The sequence below is a fragment of the Planococcus chinensis genome, assembly GCF_020071995.1.
Classification (GTDB): Bacteria; Bacillota; Bacilli; order Bacillales_A; family Planococcaceae; genus Planococcus; species Planococcus chinensis_A.
In genome coordinates, this window is sequence record NZ_JABWTK010000006.1 from 87,231 (window position 1) to 108,328 (window position 21,098).

At 45.3% G+C, this 21,098-nt stretch carries 22 protein-coding genes; 13 read left to right on the plus strand and 9 right to left on the minus strand.

The window, feature by feature from the left end; all coding sequences use genetic code 11:
* Positions 1 to 29 precede the first annotated feature (29 nt).
* Both HU147_RS11340 and HU147_RS11345 read left to right on the plus strand, forming a co-directional pair.
* On the plus strand, positions 30 to 455 hold the full coding sequence (locus HU147_RS11340; RefSeq protein ID WP_224076336.1) for an OsmC family protein: 426 nt from the start codon (positions 30 to 32) through the stop codon (positions 453 to 455).
* 27 nt (positions 456 to 482) lie between these two features.
* Entirely contained in the window at positions 483 to 716 is a 234-nt protein-coding gene (locus HU147_RS11345) for a hypothetical protein (RefSeq protein ID WP_224076337.1), read from the plus strand.
* 88 nt (positions 717 to 804) lie between these two features.
* On the opposite strand, the gene HU147_RS11350 is transcribed toward HU147_RS11345, so the two are convergent.
* From HU147_RS11350 to HU147_RS11380, 7 genes are all read right to left on the minus strand, one after another.
* A complete protein-coding gene (locus HU147_RS11350; protein ID WP_440137299.1) occupies positions 805 to 2,127 on the minus strand; it encodes a CitMHS family transporter in 1,323 nt (440 codons plus the stop codon).
* A gap of 174 nt (positions 2,128 to 2,301) precedes the next feature.
* Positions 2,302 to 3,009, minus strand: coding sequence for a response regulator (locus HU147_RS11355; RefSeq protein ID WP_224076338.1), 708 nt, complete (start codon positions 3,007 to 3,009; stop codon positions 2,302 to 2,304).
* Complete coding sequence (locus HU147_RS11360; RefSeq protein ID WP_224076339.1) at positions 3,006 to 4,580, minus strand: ATP-binding protein; 1,575 nt, start codon at positions 4,578 to 4,580, stop codon at positions 3,006 to 3,008. Before HU147_RS11360 ends, HU147_RS11355 begins: the two co-directional genes overlap by 4 nt.
* 233 nt (positions 4,581 to 4,813) lie before the next feature.
* Positions 4,814 to 5,728 (minus strand): iron-hydroxamate ABC transporter substrate-binding protein, encoded by a 915-nt coding sequence (locus HU147_RS11365; protein ID WP_224076340.1) that lies wholly within the window; start codon positions 5,726 to 5,728, stop codon positions 4,814 to 4,816.
* A gap of 180 nt (positions 5,729 to 5,908) precedes the next feature.
* Complete coding sequence (locus HU147_RS11370) at positions 5,909 to 6,964, minus strand: hemolysin family protein (RefSeq protein WP_224076341.1); 1,056 nt, start codon at positions 6,962 to 6,964, stop codon at positions 5,909 to 5,911.
* 67 nt (positions 6,965 to 7,031) lie between these two features.
* On the minus strand, positions 7,032 to 8,336 hold the full coding sequence (locus HU147_RS11375; protein ID WP_224076342.1) for a hemolysin family protein: 1,305 nt from the start codon (positions 8,334 to 8,336) through the stop codon (positions 7,032 to 7,034).
* A 39-nt stretch (positions 8,337 to 8,375) separates the two neighbouring features.
* Entirely contained in the window at positions 8,376 to 8,762 is a 387-nt protein-coding gene (locus tag HU147_RS11380; RefSeq protein ID WP_224076343.1) for a MerR family transcriptional regulator, read from the minus strand.
* A 243-nt stretch (positions 8,763 to 9,005) separates the two neighbouring features.
* Here HU147_RS11380 and HU147_RS11385 point away from each other — a divergent pair, with 243 nt between their 5' ends.
* From HU147_RS11385 to HU147_RS11405, 5 genes are all read left to right on the plus strand, one after another.
* On the plus strand, positions 9,006 to 9,821 hold the full coding sequence (locus HU147_RS11385) for an undecaprenyl-diphosphate phosphatase (protein WP_224076344.1): 816 nt from the start codon (positions 9,006 to 9,008) through the stop codon (positions 9,819 to 9,821).
* A gap of 151 nt (positions 9,822 to 9,972) precedes the next feature.
* A complete protein-coding gene (locus tag HU147_RS11390) occupies positions 9,973 to 11,268 on the plus strand; it encodes a M48 family metallopeptidase (RefSeq protein ID WP_224076345.1) in 1,296 nt (431 codons plus the stop codon).
* A 257-nt stretch (positions 11,269 to 11,525) separates the two neighbouring features.
* Complete coding sequence (locus HU147_RS11395; RefSeq protein WP_224076346.1) at positions 11,526 to 12,386, plus strand: SDR family NAD(P)-dependent oxidoreductase; 861 nt, start codon at positions 11,526 to 11,528, stop codon at positions 12,384 to 12,386.
* The gene (locus tag HU147_RS11400) at positions 12,376 to 13,938 is read left to right on the plus strand and encodes an AMP-binding protein (protein WP_224076347.1); all 1,563 of its coding nucleotides are present in this window, start codon (positions 12,376 to 12,378) and stop codon (positions 13,936 to 13,938) included. Before HU147_RS11395 ends, HU147_RS11400 begins: the two co-directional genes overlap by 11 nt.
* 55 nt (positions 13,939 to 13,993) lie before the next feature.
* Entirely contained in the window at positions 13,994 to 14,260 is a 267-nt protein-coding gene (locus HU147_RS11405; RefSeq protein WP_224076348.1) for a hypothetical protein, read from the plus strand.
* Positions 14,261 to 14,329: 69 nt separating this feature from the next.
* Here HU147_RS11405 and HU147_RS11410 read toward each other — a convergent pair whose 3' ends face one another.
* Entirely contained in the window at positions 14,330 to 15,073 is a 744-nt protein-coding gene (locus HU147_RS11410) for an alpha/beta hydrolase (protein ID WP_224076349.1), read from the minus strand.
* An 89-nt stretch (positions 15,074 to 15,162) separates the two neighbouring features.
* A complete protein-coding gene (locus tag HU147_RS11415) occupies positions 15,163 to 15,669 on the minus strand; it encodes a cysteine hydrolase family protein (protein ID WP_224076350.1) in 507 nt (168 codons plus the stop codon).
* 179 nt (positions 15,670 to 15,848) lie between these two features.
* Between HU147_RS11415 and HU147_RS11420 the strand changes: the two genes are divergently transcribed.
* From HU147_RS11420 to HU147_RS11445, 6 genes are all read left to right on the plus strand, one after another.
* Positions 15,849 to 16,613: a creatininase family protein gene (locus tag HU147_RS11420; RefSeq protein ID WP_224076351.1), complete on the plus strand. Its 765-nt coding sequence runs from the start codon at positions 15,849 to 15,851 to the stop codon at positions 16,611 to 16,613.
* Between the two features lie 80 nt (positions 16,614 to 16,693).
* Positions 16,694 to 17,680 (plus strand): alpha/beta hydrolase, encoded by a 987-nt coding sequence (locus tag HU147_RS11425; protein WP_224076352.1) that lies wholly within the window; start codon positions 16,694 to 16,696, stop codon positions 17,678 to 17,680.
* Positions 17,681 to 17,891: 211 nt separating this feature from the next.
* The gene (locus HU147_RS11430) at positions 17,892 to 18,269 is read left to right on the plus strand and encodes a hotdog domain-containing protein (protein ID WP_224076353.1); all 378 of its coding nucleotides are present in this window, start codon (positions 17,892 to 17,894) and stop codon (positions 18,267 to 18,269) included.
* Between the two features lie 101 nt (positions 18,270 to 18,370).
* Positions 18,371 to 19,801: a cardiolipin synthase gene (gene cls, locus HU147_RS11435; protein ID WP_440137303.1), complete on the plus strand. Its 1,431-nt coding sequence runs from the start codon at positions 18,371 to 18,373 to the stop codon at positions 19,799 to 19,801.
* A gap of 23 nt (positions 19,802 to 19,824) precedes the next feature.
* Positions 19,825 to 20,241, plus strand: coding sequence for a hypothetical protein (locus HU147_RS11440; protein ID WP_224076355.1), 417 nt, complete (start codon positions 19,825 to 19,827; stop codon positions 20,239 to 20,241).
* 285 nt (positions 20,242 to 20,526) lie between these two features.
* Entirely contained in the window at positions 20,527 to 20,823 is a 297-nt protein-coding gene (locus tag HU147_RS11445) for a hypothetical protein (RefSeq protein WP_036808707.1), read from the plus strand.
* Positions 20,824 to 21,098 lie beyond the last annotated feature (275 nt).

A 21,098-nucleotide genomic window follows, 5' to 3' on the forward strand; every position in this document is an offset into this window, starting at 1 on the left:
ACAACATAACCAGAAAGGGAGCGATGTGGATGAAAGCGAGATTGAATTGGGACGGCGGAATGGCGTTTAGCGGGAAAACGGAGTCTGGGCATGATGTGTTATTGGATGCCGGTGAAGAAAACGGCGGCGCCAACAAAGGGCCGCGTCCGACAGAAGTGCTTTTGAATGCGGCGGCTGTTTGTACCGGAATGGACATTGTCATGATTCTGGAGAAAATGCGTTTTACGATTGATGGTTTCCATATTGAAATCGATGGCACACGCGCTGAAAATCATCCGAGACGCTTTACTGAAATCACGATCACCTATCATATTGACGGCGAACTTCCGGAAGACAAGGTGGTCCGGGCTATCAAATTATCGCGGGATACGTACTGTACTGTTGTCAATTCCCTCAATGCTTCTATACACTATGGTTATATGTTGAATGGAGATGACGGGAAAACTATAAGCTAAATGGATGTACTCAGGAAGGAAAACAGAATGAGAAAGAGTTTTTTGAAACAGGAGAAATGGGAAATAGTGCTTTTTGTAGCAGTAATGTCCGCTGGATATATTTCAAGCGTCATTTTGATTGGAGGGCCGGTTACATATTCCGGTCCGGCAGGATGCGTAACCGGATTTTTACTGTATCAAGCGTGGAAATACAAACGCTTTAAAAAGGAATGGAAACTGAAGGAGCGGCTAAAGGTTTCAAATGGTCCCTTTTATTTTTAATCGTTTCCAATAAATAACCCACAGCCAAGCGGGCTGTGGGAAAAGGAAAGCAACTGCTTTTTCTGCCAGCCTGTTGAAGGCTGGCTTTTTAAATGACGCCAATCAGGACTGAGATAAGCAATAATACAATGCTGAATGCCCACATGATGAGCAGGGAGTAACGGATATGGCGGCCCATTTCGAGCCCGGCTAAACCGAGTGCCAGCCATAATGCCGGCGAGAACGGGCTGACAAATGTACCAATAATGTTTCCGATAATCATGGCATAGGCTGTAGACAGCGAAGAAACGCCGGCGGTTGAAGCCACTTGCTCAACGATTGGCAAGAGCGCGAAGTAGTAGGCATCTGTACTAAGCAGCAAATCAAACGGCACCCCGAAAAATCCAATAACTAAATGGATATATGGAATAACGAACGCCGGAAGAATGGTGACAAGGTCTTTTGCGAGCGAGTCGAGCATCAGCGTGCCGTTCAGAATGCCGAGGAAAGATCCTGCAGCCAGGATAATGGCTGCCATCAACAGCGCATTGGGCGCATGGTCTTTGATTCGTTCCATCTGGTCTTTCATATTCGGATAGTTTAAAGGTAATGCAATGCTGACACCGATCATAAAGGCAAAGCCGGCGGGCACGATGCCCCAGACCAAGATGCCAATAATGATCAAAGCTAGAAGCGTATTCACCCAAAGCAATTTAGGGCGGCGCAAGGCAGCTTGCTTTAAAGTGGCTTCGTCGTTTGCCCCGGCAACCGGAGGATTTGCTTCTTCATACAGTTCTTTATTGAAGTCTCCGCGTTTAGCAATCAAGCGCTTTTCCCGGATTGCCAGCAAAATAGCAAGTCCGACAAGCAGCACAAGCCCGATGACTTGGACTTTGATCAACGGTCGCCATAACTCTGTAACGTCCATTCCAAGTACCGCAGCAGTCCGTCCAAGCGGCCCGGCCCATGGCAGCATATTCATGATACTGGCTGATGTACCCACTAGCAACAGAAGCAGATAAGGGTTCATTTTCAGCCGTTTATAAAGCGGCAAGAGAGCGGGAATCGTAATCAGGAAAGTGGAAGCTCCTGATCCATCCAGCTGGGCGACGGCTGCGATCAAAACTGTACCAACTGCAACAGCGATGACATTTCCTCGAGAGACGGCGATCATTTTATTGATCAAAGGGTCGAATAAGCCGACGTCTTGCATAATGCCGAAAAACAGGATGGCGAAAATGAACATGATGACAACACTCATGACAGACTCAATGCCGCTGTTGAAGAATTCACCGATTTCGGCAAAGCCGAAGCCTGCGACAAATGCGGCCACAATCGGTACCAGTACAAGTGCGACAATCGGCGTCATTTTATTGCTGATTAATAGGCCGACTATAATGGCGATGGTTAATAATCCGATGATACTTAACATGAACGTTCCTCCCAGTATGTAAAAGATAAGAGCTGAGCAGATGAAAACGCATACAAAATATGCCTCAAATGAAAATCCCTCTGCTCTAAGTTATAGAAATAAACTTAGCACAGAGGGATTTGAAAAATAAGATTATTTAAGTAAGGGAACTAATGAACGTTTTGGGAGTTTTGTTCATTTTGTCCACGGGATGTACCTTCTTTCCGGCCGTCCAATTTCACCGTAATTCAGCTGCGCTTTTGCTTCTCCTGCCGAAACCAGGTGTTCCAGGTAGCGGCGCGCTGTAGAACGGCTGACGCCGACTGCTTTGCCGACTTCCATGGCATTCACCCCATCAGCGGCAGAAGCGCTCAATCTTTCCATGACGCCTTTTAACGTTAAATGATCAATGCCTTTAGGCAATGCTGCTTCATATTCCATACCGGAAAAAGTGGGAGGGAGATTGCCGAACAGCCGGTCGATCTCCGATTGTTCCATTTCTTTATTTGAATTCAGCAGCGCCTTTTGTTCACGAAAACGATGGAGGCTTTGTTCAAAACGCTTAAAGTCAACAGGCTTGATCAAATAATCCGAAATCCCGCCGCGCAAAGTTTCTTCAATTATTTCCGTATCTTTTGCTGCTGACAGCATAATGATGCCGATTCCGCGATAGGCGCTGCGGATTTCCCAAAAAAGATCGAGCCCTGACCGGTCCGGGATAAATACATCAAGCAAGATTAAATCCGGAAGCTCGCTCGAATGTTGAAGGAAGTCCATTGCTTCATCTCCGGTTTTAGCAATTGCATCCACTTGGAATCCATCCACTTGTTCAACAAGTTGCCGGTTAATATCCGCAACTCTGAAATCGTCTTCTATTATCAATACGTGAAGTTCCTGGTTCATATTGTGATCTCCTTTTTAGGCAACGAAACAACGAAGCAAGCTCCGCCCAGTTCGCTTTCTTCCAAAAGCAATTCGCCGCCGGCGCGGCTGACAAGCCGGCTGGCAGTGCTTAATCCGTATCCGCGATCCTTGCCGTTCTTTGAGGTGAATCCAGTTTCAAAAAGATGTACGATGTTTGCGTCCGGAATCCCATCGCCTGAATCATCGATTTCAAACAGGATGTCATCTCCCATATCCGTGAAAAAAAGCGAAATTTTCCGTGTGCCGTCGGGTTTGAGCTTTACCGCTTCAAAAGCATTGTCCACCAGATTGCCGATTGCCGACAATAATGCCTGCCTTTGCGTTTCCGTCAAAGAAGTTTTCAAACGGCTTTCCGGATCAATAGCCATTTGGATATGCTGTTCACTGGCTTGATGAATTTTACCGAGCAGGATGCCGCTGACCAGCGGATCCGACACTTTTTCAATCAACTGGCGGATTGCATCTTGCTGCACATCTTGTTCCATTTGAATGAAATCCAAGACATCTTCTTTTTTATTCAAATGAACAAGGCCAGAAATGGTGTAAAGCTTATTTGAAAATTCATGTGTTTGGGCACGCAGTGCATTCGCATACTGCTTTACTTGGGTCAATTCTTTCGTCAATTGATCGATTTCGGTTTTGCTGCGGAATGTCGAGACGGCACCGACTATTTTGTCTTCATTATAGATAGGCCCAGAGTTCACATAAACCGTATGCTTGCCAAAGAGACGTTCTTTATCGTATCGGCTCTCAGAGGTTTCCAGAATATGAGGGAGATCCGAATCCGGAAGCACGCGGCCGATCGGTTCGCCGATAAGTTTGTTCACCGAAACATCGCCATCAAATAATAGGCGCTGCGCCATCTGGTTAAGCAAAGTGATTTGCCCTTTTGCATTTACCGCAATGATGCCTTCATGCGTCGACTGCAAAATTGTTTCTTTCTGAAACAATAAATGCGAAATTTCTTCAGGTTCAAGTCCGTGCAAAGAGCGTTTAATATAAGTTGCAATTCCTATGGCCGCTGCGAACCCAACTAAACCGATAACCAAAAGCATCAGCCATAATTCCTGCTTGTAATTGCTTATGAGGGTCTGAATATCATCAGCCAAAAAACCGACCGACACTACACCGATAATTTCATTTCCGGAATACACGGGAACTTTGGCACGCAGAGATCTGCCGAGCGAACCGGTCGATTCCGAGACATAGGATTCCCCGTAAAGCAGCGCGAGGTCATTGTCTTCACCGACCATCTTTTTGCCAATCTGTTTGGGATTGGGGTGGGAGTAACGAATTTCCTCGGCATTTCCCACTACGATAAATTCAGCATCGATCGACTGCTGGATGGGGGAGATAAGCGGCTGAATAATTGCGGCCGGATCTTCTTCTTTAAAAGCTTCCGCAATAACAGGATTGAGGGCGACGGTGTCAGCCACACTTAAGGCCTGCTCACCCAGCTGGCTTTTCAGCGTATCTTCTACAAAGTAGTTCAGAAAGACACCCATTACGCTTACAATAGCAAAAATCAACAATCCAATTAACAAGATCATTTTCATTTTTAAATTTAGGTATTTTTTCGACTGAAGCAGTTGTTTTTGAATATCATTTTCATGGAATTGAATCATGTGAAAAGCCCCTTTGTATGTACCTGCCTTCGTTATAATATCACATATTAAAAGCTTGAGAAGGAGGAGGGGGAATTCAGGAATTAGCGGAATAAGAAAACCCCGAATCGATTCACTTTTTAAAAGTGGCACCGATTCAGGGCTCTGTTTATTCGATATTAATTACCAAGAAATGATTCTTCGTAGTACATTAACAGTGTCTCCAATGTAATCGGGTCGCTGTAAGTAGAAGCTTTTGTATTGATTTCAAACACTTGGCCATTTTTCACAGCGGGGATGTTTTTCCAAAGTTCGGTTTCCGTAAACGAGTTGTCTACATCCGGGTTTTTGCTGAAGATTACATAGTCTCCGGCAAAGTCAGGAAGCACTTCAGAAGAGAACGTATAAACGCCGGATTCAAGTGCCAGTTCTTCTACTTTAGCAGGCATTTTCAAGCCCATGCCCTGGTACAGGATTTCCGTTCCGCGTGCGTAGTTGTCGCCGAACACATAAAACTCTTTGTTTCCGCTTTCGATGACCGAAACTGTTGCGTCTTCACCGATTTTTGCACGGATCTTTTCACCGGCAGCGGCTGTGCGTTCCTGGAAGTCCGCTACCCAGTCCGTCGCTTCTTTTTCTTTGTTCAGCAATTTGCCGATTTCAACTTGCTGTTCCAAGTAATCCAGTTTGCCCCAAGTGTACACGACAGTCGGTGCAATTTCGCTCAACTTATCGATGTTTTTCATATGAGACCCGGCAATGATCAAATCCGGCTCCAATTCAAGAACTTTTTCAAGGTTGTCTTCAGTGACAATCTCTGCGTCTTTCAGTTTGTCTTCAAACAGGGGGTTGGCATTCGTCCACTCATCGATTCCCACAATATTCCCTTCAAGTGCAAGCACGTTTGGGCCGTTTGTCAAAGCGATGATGCGCTGTGGATCTTTTGGAACTTCGACAGGTCCGGTTTCAGACTCATATGTAATGGTTTCAGTGTCTTTTTCAGCTTCGGCTGATTGGCTTTCGTTTTCTTTTTCGCTGCAGGCACCTAAGATTAGGACCAATAAAAGCAGGAAGGGCAATAAAATTTTCTTCATCATGACATCTCCTTTTTGACAATGATAATCATTATCAATTATTGATATTATAGATATAATTTCGGATTGTCAATAAACTTTTTAATTGAACGAGAAGCTTAGCGAATGAAAACAACCCCTTCCGTTTAAAAGGAAAGGATTGTTTGGATTACCTTATTAAATTTTCAATCGAACTAAACATTAAACCGTTCCGGCTTCGAAAGATTCATCGCTGATTTCACCGACGATTTCTTCTAAAATATCTTCCATTGTTACGAGCCCTGCGGTTTTGCCTGCTTGATCCGTAACAACCGCCATGTGAATCCGATTTTTCTGCATGTAAGACAGCACTTTTTGGATAGGCGTGTTTTCTGTGAATCGCGGCATTGCATGCAGGAAGGATTCCGCTTTTTGGGCCCTGCCGGCTGCTATGCTGGTCAACAACTCTTTTGTATTGATAAAACCTGCCACATTGTTAATGTCATTTCCTTCGGTTACTGGGTAGCGGGTAAATTCATGGGCATCAATGACAGAAAAGAATTGGGATTGATCCAAGCTTTTATCAACTGTAATCATTTGGTTTTTGGGAACCATGATGTGTTTGACAATCCGCTCATCAAAATCAAAAATATTCTTCAAGTAGGTCAATTCGGTTTGATTGATTTCACCGCTCTTGTAGCTTTCCGCCATGATCAATTTCAGCTCTTCTTCTGAATGGGCTTCTTCATGTCCAGCGGGTTCCACTCCAAAAAGTTTCAAGAATAGACGGGCCGACCCGTTTAGTACCCAGATAAAAGGGCTTGTGATTCTCCCGAACCAGTAAAGCGGCGGAGCAAGCAGCAGAGTCATACGCTCCGCGTATTGGATTGCCAATGTTTTGGGTGCCAATTCGCCGATGACGACGTGCAGGAATGTCACAATCCCCAAAGCAATGGCATAAGAAAGGGCAGTGGCCAATGCGTCCGGTACTGCAAAATATTCAAAAACCGGGTGCAGCATTTTTTCGACCGTTGGTTCTCCTAAAGCACCCAGTATTAGGGCTGTAACAGTAATGCCGAGTTGGCAGGCAGACAAATAATAATCCAGGTTATTTGCGACTTCTTTCGCGCGTGCTGCTTTTTTATTGCCTTCTGATATTAGTTGGTCGATCCGCGACATGCGCACCTTCAAAATTGCGAATTCGGCACCGACGAAGAATGCGGTCGCTAGGATCATTAAAGCGACCAGTATTAAGTTAATTGTTATTTGTCCGTCCAATACGGTTCCCCCGAAATGGGGGATTCACCTCCATTAAGTAGTTAAGCGAATGATAAGGGGTTTCGGTTTATTTGCGGTTTTGATGAAACATGACTTGCTTGATTTGCTGATTGTCCATTTCCGTTACCGTCCATAAACCGGTTTCTTCTGTCAATGTTTCGCCGGTCTGCACTTCTCCGACTGTTTTGTAGTGGATCCAGCCACCGATCGTATCGATGTCATCGCTTTCCTCAAAATCTATGCCGAAGCGTTCTTCGAGATCTCTTAAAAGCATGCGGCCATTGATCAAATATTGATGGTCGGCGACTTTGCTGATTTCCGGCTGTTCATCCGCATCAAATTCATCGCGGATTTCCCCGACGATTTCTTCCAGGATATCTTCAAGCGTGATCATGCCGGCCGTACCGCCGTATTCATCTGCAACAATCGCAATATGGACACGGGCTTGCTGCATTTTCAGCAAGGCATCCTGCAAGCCGGTTTGTTCAAAGACTGTCGGCAATTCACGCACAAACTCCTCAAGCTGCCAAGGGCGTCCGGCAACAATATGGGGAAGCATCTTTTTGGCGCTGACAAAACCGATAATGCGGTCCTTGTCGCCTTCTTCCGTCACCGGGTAACGTGTATAGTTATTTTCATCCAGTGTCTCCACAATTTCTTCAAGCGGCATATCTTTATCAAGTGTCACCAATTCCGTACGGGGGACCATGATGTCTTTAGCGGCCCGTTCGTCAAATGTGAAGACGTTCTCCATATAAGACAATTCGGTTTCATTGAGTTCGCCGCCTTCATAGCTCTGTGCCATGACGATTTTCAGTTCGTCTTCGGAATAAGCTTGGTCATGTCCGGCCGGCTGGACGCCGAATGTTCTAAGCAGCACACGCGCCGCTCCGTTCAATGCCCAGATAAATGGTTTCATGATTTTACCGAACCAATAAAGGGGCGGTGCAAGCAATAGAGACATTTTTTCTGCAAACTCGATGGCCAGCGTCTTCGGTGCCATCTCGCCAATGACAACATGCAGATAAGTGACAAGCATGAAAGCGATGGCGTAGGAAGCGGCAGATGCGACTGCATCGGAAACCGCAAAATACTCGAAAATCGGATACATCAATCGCTCGACCGTCGGTTTTCCGAGTGCACCTAGTCCAAGTGCCGTTACGGTGATTCCGAGCTGGCAGGCGGACAGGTAATAGTCCAGGTCGCCTGCCACTTTTTTCGCCGTTATTGCTTTTTTATTGCCTTCTGCAATCAATTGATCAAGCCGGGACATCCGGATTTTTACGACCGCAAATTCCGACCCTACGAAAAAAGCGGTTAACGCAATTAAAATAACCAATAACCCTAAATTCAACAATGTAATTATGTCCACTAATTTTCCCTCTAAAGAGGGATTCACCTCCGATAATAGTTACAGCAGTGCAAGGAGGGAAGCGATGGCAACCATCTTGCTTTCCAGTGCTTTGCTGATTTGGAACTTCACATGGCTTGGCGCATCTTTCAGTTGCTCTTCCAACTTTGTGATTTTTTCTTGCAGGCATTCAAATTCTTCATAAACTTCTTCCACCAGCAATTCGGTTTGGGGGTTTTCGTTTGTTTCGAGAACATCTTTGATTTCTGAAATCGACATCCGCTGCTTTTTCAACAACTGAATCCGTTCGATTGTCTGCAAGGCAGACGCCGGGTACATCCGGTAATTGGTTTTCGTACGTTCTGCAGCAAGGAGGCCGCAATTCGTATAGTAATCAATTGTCCGAGTCGATACGCCGCTCAACTTTGCTATTTCACCGATTTTCATTAAATCCTTCCCAATGTGCACGCCTCCTTCTTCAAGTTAAAAAAATTTTATCACAAAGCATCGAAAACCATACAGTAATACGTTATACTATTGACTTGGTTTTTAAATGTTTTTTAATATCGTGACATGATTCCGCCATTCTTTAGGCCGGAAACAAGTTTGAACATTTCGTTTTCTGTAAAAGAGGAAACAAATGCTGATATGGAACGTTGTTATATAGAGCGGATAATACAAGGAGGACTTATGGGAGAATTAGATCTAATACTTATAATTAAAATGGTGATTATCGGAATCGTCCAAGGGTTCACGGAACCGATTCCGGTATCATCAAGCGGTCACGTTATGATTGCGAGTGAAATACTCGGGCTCGGCGAACAAGGCTTCACTTTCGCCATACTGACAAACACAGCATCGCTATTGGCCATCATGTTCATTTACCGGAATGATATTGCGCGTCTCGCAGTCAATTCAATCCAATACATAAGAACAAGAGAACAAACATACAAAAGCGATTTCCTTTTTGTCTGCTATATCGTCATTGGCACAATTCCAGCGGGTGTCCTGGGTGTTCTGTTGAGTGATGTCATAGCTGAAAGTGTCAGCATGACCACCATTGCCCTCATGTTGTTTGTGACAGGAATTGCGTTGTTCTTAATACGCAACATGAAAGGGAAGAAAGACGAGTCAACAATGACGGCTAAAGATGCAATCCTTGTCGGATTAGGACAGGCAGTTGCCTTAACGCCAGGGATCAGCCGGTCCGGCGCAACGATTATTACGTCGATAGCGGTCGGCTTAAAGCAGGATACAGCTTTGCGATTTTCGTTCATGCTTTACATCCCCGTCAGCTTAGGCGGCGTGGTTCTCGGATTTTCAGATTTTCTGGGAGAGCCGAACAAAGCAGATTTGGCGATTCCATATACGGCTGCTTTTATCGCGACGCTATTTATGTCCTATTTCGCGATGCGTTGGTTTATGGGCATCATGAAACACGGAAAATTGATTTATTTTACGTATTACTGCTTCTTAGCAGGAACCTTGCTGTTGATCTTTTTCTAATTGCAGGTACACAAAAGGCATCTTCGAATCAATTCGGAGATGCCTTTTTTATTTTGAAATTAATAAAATGAAATCTCAAAAAAATTCACACTTCTGTTAGGCATTATGTGCTAATATATGTAAGATATTTCATATTTAAGGGGAGGAAATAATGGATAAATCAAAAATCCAATCGGATAGAGAAACCATTTATTTTATTATCAGTTTGATTTTCAGTCTGTTGATTTATGTATTGGCTATCGTATCAATCATCGGTATTGCTATTGCTTTAAGCGTATTCGCACTTTTACTGTTTTCCAATGCCTTGATGCTCGGTTCGATCCGCGGAAACGGTATCCGAATCCACGAACGCCAATTTCCGGATGTCTATGAAAGTGTACAGGCATTGTCCAAGGAAATGGGCCTTAAAGCGGTGCCGGATGTTTTTGTCATTCAGTCGGAAGGCGCTTTAAACGCATTTGCCACCCGCTTTTTCGGACGGAATATGGTGGTACTGTATTCGGAAGTATTTGAGCTGGCGCGTGAACAAGGAATGGACGAGCTGAATTTTATCATTGCCCATGAGTTGGCACATGTGAAACGGCGCCATTTCTGGAAAAATATTTTAATCATGCCGGCCGGTTTTATCCCATTTTTAAGCCAGGCCTATAGCCGCTCTTGTGAATATACGTGCGACCGCCATGCGGCCTATGCCATCCAAAACGTTGGGGCATCCAAACGGGCACTGACTTTGCTCGGCGTCGGCAAGAAAATGTACACCGAAGTAAATGAAGATGCTTACAGAGAGCAGATTGCAACTGAATCAAACAGTTTTGTATGGCTCAGTGAAGTGCTGTCGTCGCATCCGCGATTGCCTAAGCGCATTCAGGCTCTTGAACAATTCGATAAAAGCGGAGTACCTGTCTATACCCAAAACCACGGCAAAATCGCTTTAGGGGCAGCTTTGATTTTCGGTGGTTTAATCGGTGTATACATTTTGACTATCGCACTCTTTACTGGCGGAGCAATGGCTTTTTCCCAATTGATGCCGGACATGCTGGAAGATAATCTATATGCTGATCCCTTTGCGATAGAAGAAGAAACGCCATTAATGACGGCTGCTTCCTTAGGCGACCAGACTGAAGTCGAAAGATTGATTGCCGAGGGTGCCGACATCCATGAAAAAGATTCTGCCGGTGCTGATGCGCTGATGTATGCCGTCTATGCAGGAGATATGGTTGTCGCCGCTTCCTTAATTGAAGCTGGCGCCGATCCGAATTCCTCCGACAATTATTCCACAGCGCTTGGCACTGCAGTTATGTACAGTGACTATGAAACAGCGAAATTACTCGTAGAAGAAGGGGCTGACCCGAGTCTTGCCGATCCTGATGGGATGTCGCCCATGGATTACATAGGTGCTTCTACAGAAGCGGAATTCCTTAAAATGGTGGAAGCTGAAAATTATTGATCGCTTGCGATAAAGAAATTTGCAACAGGAGATGCTCTATGAGTGGCTCCTGTTTTTTTATAATCAAATTGTGGATGAATAAAAGCTAAAGATTAAGGTTTAAGGCGCGAACGCAGATAAATGGCGAGAATCGCAGAAAAAATTGCAGGAACGCAGATAAAACTGTAGAAACGCAGATAAAGGATGAGAATAGCAGATAAATGTCTGCAGCCGCAGAAAACGATGTTTCGCCATTTAAATAGTTAGGAGGCTGATTCATGTACAACTATACGCTGCTGGAAAAGTTTCTTTTTATGCCGCGCCGCTTCAATTTAACGAATCTAATAAAGGAATTGGACGGAAAAACCGTTTTGATCACAGGGGCGAGCTCCGGAATCGGCAAGGAGCTGGCTTTGTTATTTGGAAAAGCACGCGTGCATTTGATTTTAGTGGCGAGAAGACAGGAAGAATTGCAGCGCATCGGGGCGGAAATCGAAAAAGGAAATGCCTCCGTCAGCATCTTCCCGGCAGATTTGCGGAATGAAAAAGACATGGGAAGTTTGCTGGCTTTTCTTCATGGGCTTCCAAATGGATTGGATATCGTCATCAACAATGCCGGTCTTTCGATCAACCGGCCGATTTTAAAATCGCTCGGACGCTACCATGATTTCACCCGTACCATGGCGATCAATTATTTTGCACCGGTGCAATTGCTGTTGTCTGCCATACCGCTGCTTGCAAAAAAGAATGGCCATATTGTCAATGTTTCAACCATTAACGCGCTGCTTCATCCGGTCCCGTACTGGGCTGCTTATCAGGCATCCAAAGGCGCGTTTGATACATGGCTGCGCTCAGCTGCACCCGAATTGAACGCTTCCGGGATTTCCATTTCCACCATTTATCTTCCGTTGGTGAAAACCCCGATGATTGCGCCAACTGCAGCCTATCTTGGAAAGCCGGCGATGTCGCCGGTGCATGTAGCGGACCTCATCGGCAATGCCATCTGCCGAAAAAGAAAAGTCTACAAACCCTGGTGGCTGGGGTTAGGGCAATTGGCTTCACTATTTTTTAGAACGCCGCTGGAAGTGGTTGTTTCGCGATTGGTAAGGAAAAAGGAGGTGGGAACAGATGGCGAGTAGCTTATTGAAAGTGTTGATCCAGCTTCAGCTCCTGTCGCCTGCAAAGCTTTTCCGTTTTGCACAGGCCGCTCGGCAAGACGGTATCAATTTGATGCTTTTATTTTCCTTAACCATTAAGTCAGGGAGCGGCAAAATAGCGCTTGTCGACAGCCGGGAAACGCTCACGTATGCTCAACTCAACGAACGGTGCGAAAATCTCTCGGTTCAGTTGAAAGAACAATACAATTTCGAAGCCGGCCAAAAAGTCGCTTTTTTCTGCCGCAACCACGCATCGCTGGTACAAGCCTTATTTGCGGCATCCCGTTTGGGGGCGAAGCTTTTTCTCCTTAACAGTTCAATGACCGTAAGTCAATTTAACCGGATGGTGGAAGAGCAGAACTTCGACTTTTTGATTTACGATGAAGAGTTTACGGGCCTGATCGAAAGCTCCAACTACGCTCGGGAAAAGCTGCTAAGCTACCATGAATACAAGCCGGCAGTCAGCTCGCTTGTACGCCTGAAACGGTATGGAAAGATGGGCTTAAAAGCGGTTTCCGGCAGCCAGATTGTTTTATTGACCGGCGGTACGACCGGGAAGCCGAAGCAAGTGGTTCACCAGCCGTCGATTTTCACATTTGTGCAGCCGTTTTGTGCGCTTTTGGACCGTTTGCGGCTATCCCGCTATCAAACGGCCTTTATTGCGACTCCGCTTTATCACGGCTATGGCATCGCCATTTTACTGGCTCTGTTTGCGCTTGGAAAGAAAGTGGTGATACAGGACCGTTTTGAAGTTGCTGCAGCCTGCAGCTTGATCCGTGAACATCGCGTTGAAGTCGCCACGGTGGTTCCGTTGATAGTCCATAAACTGCTCCAGCACAATGCAGAAGATTTGCGTTCGCTCAAGTGCATCGCCTCCGGCGGCGCAAAACTGAATCCGATTTTGGTTGAGGAAGTAAAACAACGACTCGGGAATGTCTTGTACAATTTATACGGTACGTCAGAAGCGGGGCTGAATATGATTGCTACACCGGAAGATCTCGCCTCTAACCCGGATACGCTCGGACGGCTGCTCCGCGGTGAAAAGCTGAAGGTAATGGCGGACGGAAAAGAAACGGAAAATGGAGTGGCCGGGAAGTTTGTCATCTTGAACAGCTGGTCGATGAAAAACCGGGGAGCACGCTGGATTGATACAGGGGACACCGGGTACCGGGACAGTCAGGGCTATTATTTTTTCTGCGGAAGAACCGATGATGTAATTGTTTGTGCCGGCAATAACATCCACCCTCTGGATGTCGAAGCGGCAGCCGCTGCCCACCCGTTCATCGCTGATATTGCGGTAATAGGAATTAAAGACGCTTATCGCGGGCAAAGCCTAAAAGCATTTGTGCAGTGTACTCCGGGCGGGACACTGGATGAAAAAGAGCTGACTGGATGGCTTCGCACGCAACTGGCCGATTTTCAAGTGCCGCGGGAAATCGTTTTTGTGGATGAACTTCCCTATACATCTGTCGACAAACTGGATCGCAAAAAACTGCAAGGCGGGGAACTTCATTTGCTTGAGAGACGCCTATAAGTATAGATGGTTTTACGAGTGGCGAAGGGAAGAGAGGGGATATTTTGCTGGAAAAGTGTGTTCGATCGGATCCGGATTTTGCTTTCTGCTGATGATTCTGCCGCTCGCCTTTCCATATTCTCCAGGCGGAGTGGACTGGCTTGATTTGCTTCTGTCTGTAAACTTTTATTTCCCCATGATGCTGGGAGCAGCCGGCATCGTACTGGGGTGGCTGGGCGTTAAAGGGAATGTCAGGTTTTATTTGGTTTTGCTGAACTCGCTTATTTTTGCCTTTTATGTCTTGGTAGCACTGGTAACTGTTTTTGGATTTCAAGAGCCTTAAAATGATGTGGCAGACAAAAACGGAACGGCGGGAAAGACCGCCGTTCCGTTTTGATTTGTCATCAAAAAACTATTCGTATTTCCTGAAGAAAGCCATCGTTTCTTCGATGATGCGCTGCTGATCGTTGTCCAGAGTGGCTACGTGGTAACTGTCGGGCATTTCAATGATTCTTTTTTCGGTGGATGAAATTCTGCTGAAAATCATTTGCGAGTTTTCGGCAGGCACGACATGGTCTTCGGGTGACACAAAAATTAAAGCCGGGCATGTGACTTTCGGCAAATCTTTGCGGACTTCATCCATGAACACAAGCAATTGCTTGACGGAAGCCACTGGTGTTTTTTCATATGCGAGCTCCGTAATTCCTTCTTTTTTGATGTCCGAACCGATGGCATCCATGAAGCGGACATCTTCCATGTCATGTACCGCCGCCATTGAAGGAACATCCACTGCGGCATTTATCAGCGATATGGCTTTGATTTCCGGGTGTTTTTGTGCCATATGGAGCGCCAATGTACCGCCCATGGATAAGCCGGCCATGAAAATCGAATCGCAGCGTTCGCTCAGCCAGCCGAACGCTTCCTCAATGGATGAGATCCAGTCGTGGTAAGTGGTTCCTTCCATTTCCTCATGATGGGTCCCGTGCCCCTTCAGGCGCGGCACCGTAACCGTATAACCTTGGCCAGCAAAGGCCTCTCCAATCGGACGCATGCTCTGCACCGTACCGGTAAAACCGTGAGAAACAAGGATGCCTGTCCGCCCGCCTTCAATTTGAAAAGGCTCCGCTCCGTGTAACACTTCAAAATTTGTCGTCATTAAAAAACCTCCTTTTTGTTAATGGAATCAAGGGAAAACTTACATTCATCTTTCTTAAAACCTGAAACAGGTCCGGTTCATCAGGAAAACTAGATCTCTTTTGCCTCTTTAAGTTCTGCGAAGGAACTCAGTACATCGTTGTGATGATCGATAATTTGTTTTGCAGTCAAGAGCTCAGAATCCCATGTCCCGTGCCCGTCTTTGGCCAGTGTCACGTTGTAGCCCAGACTGTAGGCGCGGCGGCAAGTCGTATCGATGCAATACTCGGTTTGGTTGCCGGCGAGGATGAGTTTTTGGATGTTTTTCGCTTTTAAGGTGTTTTGAAGCTCCGTCTGGTGAAACGAGTCCGGCGTCGTTTTTTGTATGACGGCTTCTCCGGTGAGCGGCTGAACAGATTCATGGATTTGCCAATCGTGGTTTCCGGCAACCAAAGCGCTGTCATTGTGCTGGACAAAGATGACGGGGACATTTGCAGACCGGGCCCCTTCAATTAATTTCTTCAGGTTTTCAAGCAGGGCATCTTTTTTGTAAACCGGGTTCTCTTCAGCGAACATCTCATTTTGGGCGTCTATAACTAGCAACGCAGTGTTGTTCATTCTGCTTCCCTCCATTTCAATTCTTCAATAGGATATTCGGCATTTTCTGGCAGAATCCTTTCTTTTAATTTTCGGATGCAGTGGAGTGCAAACTTAAGCAAAACAAACGCAAGAAAGGGATTTTGGCTGTACATAGCGAAAACTTAAAAAAGACTAAATTGACTACTGGAGGGATTGCTTTGTCTAGAAATGATTTTTTGCTTGAGCGTATGAACTGGCCGGTTATAAAAGAAAAAATAGATGGGGGAATAGACACCGTCATCATCTGTACTGCTTCGGTCGAACAGCACGGCTATCATTTATCCGAACTGACGGATACGCTGATTGGTGAAGCAACTGGACTTTTAGTTGCTGAAAAACTAGGGAATGCTTTAATGGCCCCGGTTATCCGGCCTGGCCTATCTGAACACCACATCCCGATGGCAGGCAGCCTGACGCTGCGTCCAGAAGTTTACCGGGGGCTTGTTGAAGACTATGTTGCCAGTTACAGAAAACACGGTTTTCAAAAAGTCGTTATTTTCTCGTCGCATGGCGGGAATTTCAATGAAAACGAAAAGATTGTGCAAAGCCTGAAAGAGCTGCATCCGGATATGCAATTCAGCAGTGCATTGACCTTGATGGAATTGATGGGGCTCATGGCGCAATTTGAACGACAGTATAACTTGGCAGAAGGCAGCTGCGGGCACGGAGGCGCAATGGAAACATCGGTCATGCTGCACATCGCTCCAGATCAGGTAGATATGGAAAAAGCGACGCCCGGCTTTATTGGGAAGATGAACGAAGAAGTCTTGGAGAAGTTATTTGAACACGGCATTGTCGGACTTTCTAAAGTGGGCATTATCGGCGACCCGCGGCAAGCAAAAGCGGAGTGGGGGGAGTGGTTTCTGGAACTGATGTCCGATGAAATCGTCAAAGCTGTGCAAAGGGATCTTAAAGGTTTATAAAAAACGGAAAGTTCTCATTCAAATAAAAGCTTTAAGCAACAAAGTGCGAAGGAATAGCCTGAAAATAAGGTGGGAAACCAGTGAAAGTCACTTACAAAATGATTGATAAGCAATTAAGGCTACGGGGATTTTTATACAATCTATTATTAAAGAAATCCAGTGAAGAAAAATACATTAAATTCATGCATACCATCAAAAAGCAGACGGAAAACCGCAAGGGGCAAAAAGTCGATGGCCTGCATTTCTCGGAACAATGGATGGCGCGAAAAGACGGAACCAAACTCCGCATCTGCATTTACAAATCGCTCGATCCAGTCCAAAGTGCTCCTGGGGTTCTATGGCTGCATGGCGGCGGATATTCACAGGGGATTCCGGAGCTTTTTTCGGCGACTTACAAAAGGCTGATCCAAGCCCGCAACTGTGTCGTCATTGCACCGGATTACCGGTTGTCGATTGAAGCGCCTTATCCGGCGGCTTTGGATGACTGTTACGACACGCTCCTGTGGATGAAAGACCATGCAGAAGAATTGGGCATTCGGGACGATCAGCTGATTGCGGGCGGCGAAAGTGCAGGAGCGGGGTTGACTGCCGCTTTGACTCTCTTGGCGAGAGACCGAGGGGAAGTGAATATCGCTTTTCAGATGCCGCTTTATCCGATGCTCGATGACCGCATGGCGACAGAGTCAGCAAAAGACAATAATGCACCCATCTGGAATTTAAACACAAACCGGTGGGCATGGAAGCTGTATCTGGGAGAGTTGTTCGGCAGAGAAGTGCCGGTTTATGCTGCGGCTGCTCGAGCAACAGATTACAGCAAGCTGCCGCCGGCCATAACATTTGTCGGCGATATCGAACCGTTCAAAGATGAAACAGTCGAATATGTAAAGAATTTGGAGCAGGCAGGCGTGCCGGTTAAATTTGAATTATTCAAAGGCGGCTACCACGGATTTGATATCATCAATCCGAACGCAGAACTGAGCAAAAAGGCCACTGCCTTTTTCATCGAATCCTTTAATTACGCAGTGGACCATTATTTCGCTGAACAAAACCAACCGGTGAAAGATTGACATGCATTCTAAAAAAACCTTCTACTCGGTGCCCAAGGTAATTGCCGGATCCTAAGCTTTTTTAAGAAGGGGAAGGATGGAGACACTCGCTTCAATTGGAAGCAGGAAGGGAACGGATTTTGGGAACAGCACCGGAGCGAACATGGACTGAAAATGAAAGAGCTATAGGATGCATCCGGTCCATCCACTTGAAAATAGAGGAGGAAAAGATGTGGTTATTGCTGCAGGTGAAACCATCACATTTGAACGCAATTTTTCGAAAAAAGATGTCGAATTGTTTTCACGGATTTCCGGAGACGAAGGGATTCATCACCTTGAGCCGGATGAACAAGGGAGGTTGGTTGTGCAGGGGCTGCTGACAGCGACCTTGCCGACAAAAGTAGGCGGGGACCACAATGTACTCGCCCGCCATATGGACTTTGAGTTTTTGCGGCCCGTATTTACCGGAGATACGATTCGCTGTGAAGTAACCATCAGCCATTTTGAACAACAGGAAAAACGTGCCCGCATTACTGCCCCTTTTTCCTGTACCAACCAGCATGGAAAAGAAGTGCTGAAAGGGAGCTTCTCAGGAGTCATATTACGATGAGACTAGCGCACGCTTTTTAGGGTAAGGAAAAGAGATGCTAAAGAAAGGAGGTAATCGTTATTGCTTCCGAATGGTGGAATTCTATTGATTGGTGGTATACAATCAGCACATTGTTTTTGATCGCGAATATTGTGCTGGCGTTTTTTGTTCTTTTTATTGAACGTAAAAAACCGTCTTCCAAATGGGCTTGGGTTATGGTTTTGCTGTTCCTTCCTTTTTTGGGAATGTTGCTGTATCTGTTATTTGGACAGCCCTATAGAAAAAACAAAAAACGCCATGAATCGGATGCTTCAATTTCGAATCTTCAAGACCTGACAGAACAGCAGCTGGCAGAAGTTGATGCAGGTTCTTTCGTTTATTCGTCTGTTGTAGCGGAGGACTGGCAGCACCTAGTGCGGATGAATTTAAGGAGCGAAACCACTCCGTTTTCACAAAACAACCGCCTTCAGATTTTTAATGACGGCAAGCGGAAGTTTGAGGCCTTATTCAACGACATTGAAGCGGCAAAAATCCATGTACATCTGGAATACTATATTATCAACAATGATGATATTGGAAATCGTCTGCTCAAACTTCTGACGAAGAAAGCGGAGGAAGGCATTCAAGTGTTGGTGCTGTATGACGACATCGGTTCAAAGTCGCTGCCCAGAAATTTTTTCAATGCATTTGAACGGGCCGGCGGCAGAACAGCCGCTTCACTCCCCTCCAAATTGCCTTTTGGAAATCCGCGCGTCAATTACCGGAACCATAGAAAGATAGCGGTCATCGATGGGAAAGTCGGTTATAACGGCGGGTTTAATGTGGGCGATGAGTATTTGGGCGAAGTCGAAAAGTTTGGGTACTGGCGTGATACGCATCTCCGCATTGAAGGGGATGCCGTACACTCCCTCCAACACTGGTTTATAAAAGACTGGAATGAAACTTCCAAGAAATATCCGCTTAAACAAGAAAAACATTATTTCCCGCCATTAAAAAATGAGAAAGGTGCGGGGATGCAAGTGGTCGTCAGCGGTCCGGATGAAGAAATCGATCAAATCAAAAACGGCTATTTGCGAATGATTTCTCAGGCGCGCAAATCGGTTTATATCCAGACGCCTTATCTAATTCCGGATTTAGGCGTATTGGATGCGCTTTTAACGGCAGCGCTCAGCGGAATTGACGTCCGGATTATGATACCGGATAAACCGGACCATATATTTGTGTACAGCGCCAGTTTGTCGTTTGCCAGAGAATTGGCGAGATCCGGCGTGAAAATATACGCTTATAATAATGGATTTCTTCACGCCAAAACCGTGGTAGTGGATGGGAAAGTGGCTTCGATTGGCTCGGCCAATATGGATGTACGCAGTTTTACATTGAATTACGAAGCCAATGTCTTCGTATACGATGAAGAAACGGCAGAGGATATGGTCCGTCTATTTTTAAACGACAGCAAGCTTTCTCAAGAACTCACTTCTGAATATTTTGAGCAGCTTTCGCTTTTCAAGCGTTTCAGGCTGCAGGTGGCCCAGTTGGTAGCGCCGATTCTATGAGAAAATCACAGTCGATTTGAGTGATGGGACGGAGTGAAGTGATGATTGTTTTTAGCCTCGGCTTTTTATTTCAATCAGTGCTGGTTCTCGGAAGTTTGTCGGTGTTCGTTTACTTCTGGAAGAACAAAAAAAGCCAGCCGAAAACGAAATCTGTTCTGGCCGGTTCAGCTTTGGTTTTAATGATCAGTTTGTATTTTTTTGTGCTCAGTTCTTTGGACTTTATTCATCTGTTGTCTGGAAATGCCGAAACGGCGAAAGGAGAATGCATCTGGACACATTATGACGGCGGGAAAAATTCATGGGTAGAGTTCACTGTCGGCGGGCTTGCTCTCCAAACAGGGACCAATGATTTTCCCGAAATCGAAGAAGGCAGTTTTTCATGTGAAGCAAAATATCTGCCCTATACGAAAAAAGTGATTGAAATCCAGGTGCACGACTGAGTTGGCAAGCAAACTGGTGCGCATGTTTGTGCTTAAAGGGCAAACAGGAAGCGGTGCATCAAACAAAAGGAAGTGAGAAGCCAATGGCAAGTCAGAGAATAAGCGCAGCCGGTAAGTTACCTGGAAAAATTTCAGCAAAAGAATTGAACATTGTTTAAATGAAAAGGAATAGCCATTCTATATTGAGTTTTGAAGTACAGAAGGTTTGGGGCTTATTTTCAATCCACTATTGTTTTCCTTTCTATAAACTGGTAATATTTTTTATCATAAGTAGGAGGAAAGACATTGGTCAAATTACTTTATTTTATAACAACAATTACCATACTGGCATTGGTAAACTTCATATCGTCTTCATATTTTCATCTTAGTTTTATTGATTTAGCATTGCCGGTCGGCGTTCTTGGCATTCTTGCAACTGCGCCAAACAATTTTTTAACTGATTATTTTAATAGCCAGCCGTATATGGAAGTTGAACCTGAACGGCATGCAAAATTCGGCAAAGCCCCAATTTTTGCTTCTAGTGCCTATACATTGTATGCAGTCGTTTTTATCTTCATTTATTATCGAAGCTACTTTTTTTAGATTTTTGTATTCTTGTTCAATGCTAAAGTTTTAAAAAAATATACGCTCATTTTAAACCTGTATTTCCACTGTGCTGTTTATTGTTATAAGTGATGATGTTTAGAGCATTTCTTGATTATTAAAATTCTATTTGACAAAAAATGGAGCGCCGATTATATTAAGTAAAAGATATTTTAAGTGCGATGACGAGGACATGAATTTTCCGGACAGTTGACAGAGAGGAAAGCAAAGCTGAAAGCTTTCTAACTTGAATGGATCACTTTACCGCCTCTGAG

Excerpts from the sequence above, each read along its gene's own strand:
- HU147_RS11340 (WP_224076336.1), top strand. The coding sequence starts at position 30 with ATGAAAGCGAGATTGAATTGGGACGGCGGAATGGCGTTTAGCGGGAAA.
- HU147_RS11345 (WP_224076337.1), top strand. The coding sequence starts at position 483 with ATGAGAAAGAGTTTTTTGAAACAGGAGAAATGGGAAATAGTGCTTTTT.
- HU147_RS11350 (WP_440137299.1), bottom strand. The coding sequence starts at position 2,127 with ATGTTAAGTATCATCGGATTATTAACCATCGCCATTATAGTCGGCCTA.
- HU147_RS11355 (WP_224076338.1), bottom strand. The coding sequence starts at position 3,009 with ATGAACCAGGAACTTCACGTATTGATAATAGAAGACGATTTCAGAGTT.
- HU147_RS11360 (WP_224076339.1), bottom strand. The coding sequence starts at position 4,580 with ATGATCTTGTTAATTGGATTGTTGATTTTTGCTATTGTAAGCGTAATG.
- HU147_RS11365 (WP_224076340.1), bottom strand. The coding sequence starts at position 5,728 with ATGAAGAAAATTTTATTGCCCTTCCTGCTTTTATTGGTCCTAATCTTA.
- HU147_RS11380 (WP_224076343.1), bottom strand. The coding sequence starts at position 8,762 with ATGAAAATCGGTGAAATAGCAAAGTTGAGCGGCGTATCGACTCGGACA.
- HU147_RS11385 (WP_224076344.1), top strand. The coding sequence starts at position 9,006 with ATGGGAGAATTAGATCTAATACTTATAATTAAAATGGTGATTATCGGA.
- HU147_RS11390 (WP_224076345.1), top strand. The coding sequence starts at position 9,973 with ATGGATAAATCAAAAATCCAATCGGATAGAGAAACCATTTATTTTATT.
- HU147_RS11395 (WP_224076346.1), top strand. The coding sequence starts at position 11,526 with ATGTACAACTATACGCTGCTGGAAAAGTTTCTTTTTATGCCGCGCCGC.
- HU147_RS11400 (WP_224076347.1), top strand. The coding sequence starts at position 12,376 with ATGGCGAGTAGCTTATTGAAAGTGTTGATCCAGCTTCAGCTCCTGTCG.
- HU147_RS11410 (WP_224076349.1), bottom strand. The coding sequence starts at position 15,073 with ATGACGACAAATTTTGAAGTGTTACACGGAGCGGAGCCTTTTCAAATT.
- HU147_RS11415 (WP_224076350.1), bottom strand. The coding sequence starts at position 15,669 with ATGAACAACACTGCGTTGCTAGTTATAGACGCCCAAAATGAGATGTTC.
- HU147_RS11440 (WP_224076355.1), top strand. The coding sequence starts at position 19,825 with ATGGGACGGAGTGAAGTGATGATTGTTTTTAGCCTCGGCTTTTTATTT.